4 protein-coding genes and 1 pseudogene are annotated in these 2,069 nt (G+C 67.7%); all 5 read left to right on the forward strand.

The genetic code is table 11. The annotated features are described in order from the left end of the window. Positions 1 to 217, forward strand: a 217-nt coding sequence (locus tag V5E28_RS48815) for a hypothetical protein (protein WP_336217159.1), incomplete at its 5' end; no start/stop codon positions are given. Positions 218 to 236: 19 nt separating this feature from the next. Continuing rightward, positions 237 to 521 (forward strand): GlsB/YeaQ/YmgE family stress response membrane protein, encoded by a 285-nt coding sequence (locus V5E28_RS48820; RefSeq protein WP_336217160.1) that lies wholly within the window; start codon positions 237 to 239, stop codon positions 519 to 521. Between the two features lie 458 nt (positions 522 to 979). Beyond that, positions 980 to 1,414, forward strand: a complete 435-nt coding sequence (locus tag V5E28_RS48825) for a hypothetical protein (RefSeq protein WP_336217161.1) — start codon at positions 980 to 982, stop codon at positions 1,412 to 1,414. Positions 1,415 to 1,418: 4 nt separating this feature from the next. After that, positions 1,419 to 1,592, forward strand: coding sequence for a hypothetical protein (locus tag V5E28_RS48830; RefSeq protein ID WP_336217162.1), 174 nt, complete (start codon positions 1,419 to 1,421; stop codon positions 1,590 to 1,592). 195 nt (positions 1,593 to 1,787) lie between these two features. Continuing rightward, positions 1,788 to 2,069 (forward strand): annotated as a pseudogene (locus V5E28_RS48835) (hypothetical protein); the annotation flags it as partial.

The raw sequence follows: 2,069 nt of genomic DNA on the forward strand, positions 1-2,069 counted from the left end.
ACGAGCTGGCGTGATGCGCCGGGCTGCGCCACGCAATCCCTTCACCTTGCTGATCGGTTCTGCAGATGAAGCCTTCCCGGATCGCCTGTTTCCGGCCCGTGCGCGGGGGTGTTGGCTCGAGGCGAACAAGTTCGACTGTCGGCGCCGTCAATCTTGCGGCGGCCGGCCCCCTGCTTCGACCGGTCCGGAAGACCGATCCCGCGCAGACATCGATTAGCTGCACTAGGAGTTCGGTCATGGGCATCATCGCCTGGATCATCCTCGGATTGGTAGCCGGACTGGTGGCCAGAACGCTGGTCCCCGGCAAAGACCCGCAAGGGCTGATCCTCACCTTCGTGCTCGGCGTCGCCGGCGCACTGCTGGGCGGCTTCGTGGCCACGCAGCTGTTCCACATCTCGGGTATTCAGGGGTTCTTCAACCTGTCGACGTGGGTCTGCGCCATCGTCGGCGCGGCTGTTCTGCTGCTCGCCTACAACCTGTTCACCGGGCGGCGTTCTGGTCGCGGGGTGGGCCGCCGATGACAGCGGGCGAGCGCCGCGGCACGGGCGCGACTTGAGGTCCATCGTCAGTCGTACTGCGCCATCGTCATCGGGGCCATCGTCACGTTCGCGCTGAACGAACGGGACCCGCGAAGAGCGGTTCGCTCCCTCGGCGTCAAGCCACTCAGCCCGCAGGCCCGGCAGTGCCACAGCGCGCGGTGGACCAAACCGCAGGAGCAGTTCGTGGACGCGCCAGTCCCGGCGTAGGCGAGGCCGATCAACTGGTGATGGTGGCCATGGCCAGGAGCTCTCTGACCCATCGGTGGTGCACGGTCGCGCTCCTGCACCATTACAGGAAGGCCCGCCACGCCGCGCGTGACGAAGCCTCCGCCGAGGATCGTGCACTACCGCGTCCTGTTCGAGGAACTCCCCGACGACAGCGCCCCGCCGCCCGTGACCACCACCCGACCCTGCACGGCGACCCCGAGAGAGTTGATCGCATGGACACCCGCCACGACGAGGACCAGATCACCGACATACCGCCACCTCGACCCACGCCCGTTCTCGACCACGAAACTTCGCCGGCCACCACCTCCGACAAGCTCGTCTTCGACCCGGCGGCCGAACCCGCGCCACCGCAACGCGGTTCGTTGCTCGGCAGCGATCCGAGCAGTGTCCTGGACCGGTGGCACGATCTTCAGGCGTCCTTCGTGGACGACCCGCGCGAAGCCGTCCAGCGAGCCGACTCGCTCATGGACGAAGTGATGACCTCGATCCGCGACACGCTGGAGCGCCGCCTGCACGAACTCCAGGAGCCCTGGAAGAACACCGACCCCGACGAGACGGAAACCGAGCGACTGCGGATGGCCCTGCGCGCCTACCGCAACGTCTTGCACAAGCTGATGCCGCTCGCCGACGACCACGCGACGCGGTGACGTCGTGCTCGCCATCGTCGCGGCCATCGTCTTCGCGATCGGCCTGCTGCTCGACCTGCTGAACGCCGCCATCGCCGGGATCGGCGGGACGGCCTTCATCCTGCTCGGACTGTGCCTGCTCGCACTCCATCAGGCAGGCATCGGCACCTCGGGCACCCGCTGGCGCAGAAAGCGCTGACCAAGCTCGGGATCCGGCCTTCCAGGCCACGTCTCGGATGGGAGCAAGGACATGCCCCGCGCAGCAGTGACCACCAAGGTGCCCGATCTGGACCTGCGCCGAGCCTGAGGTGACCGCCGAACTGAGAAACCCGTATGAACAGCACCGAAAGGACCGATGATGGCCGTCACCAAAGGACCGCGACCCGCCCCCGTCATGAACGCCGCGCGCCCTGGGCCGGGGCCCCGGCCTGTCGACTACGTCTGGGCCGCCGCGCGGATCAGCATCGGCTGGATCTTCCTGTGGGCTTTCCTCGACAAGACCTTCGGCTGGGGACTGGCCACGCCGGCCGACAGGGCCTGGATCTCCGGCGGGAGCCCGACCACCGGCTTCCTCAAGGGGACCGGCGAGAACGCACTTGGCGCCTTCTTCTCCAGCCTGGCCGGACAGCCCTGGGTCGACTGGCTGTTCATGCTCGGCCTGCTCGGCATCGGGGTC

Source organism: Nonomuraea sp. LPB2021202275-12-8, from assembly GCF_037044575.1.
GTDB lineage: Bacteria > Actinomycetota > Actinomycetes > Streptosporangiales > Streptosporangiaceae > Nonomuraea.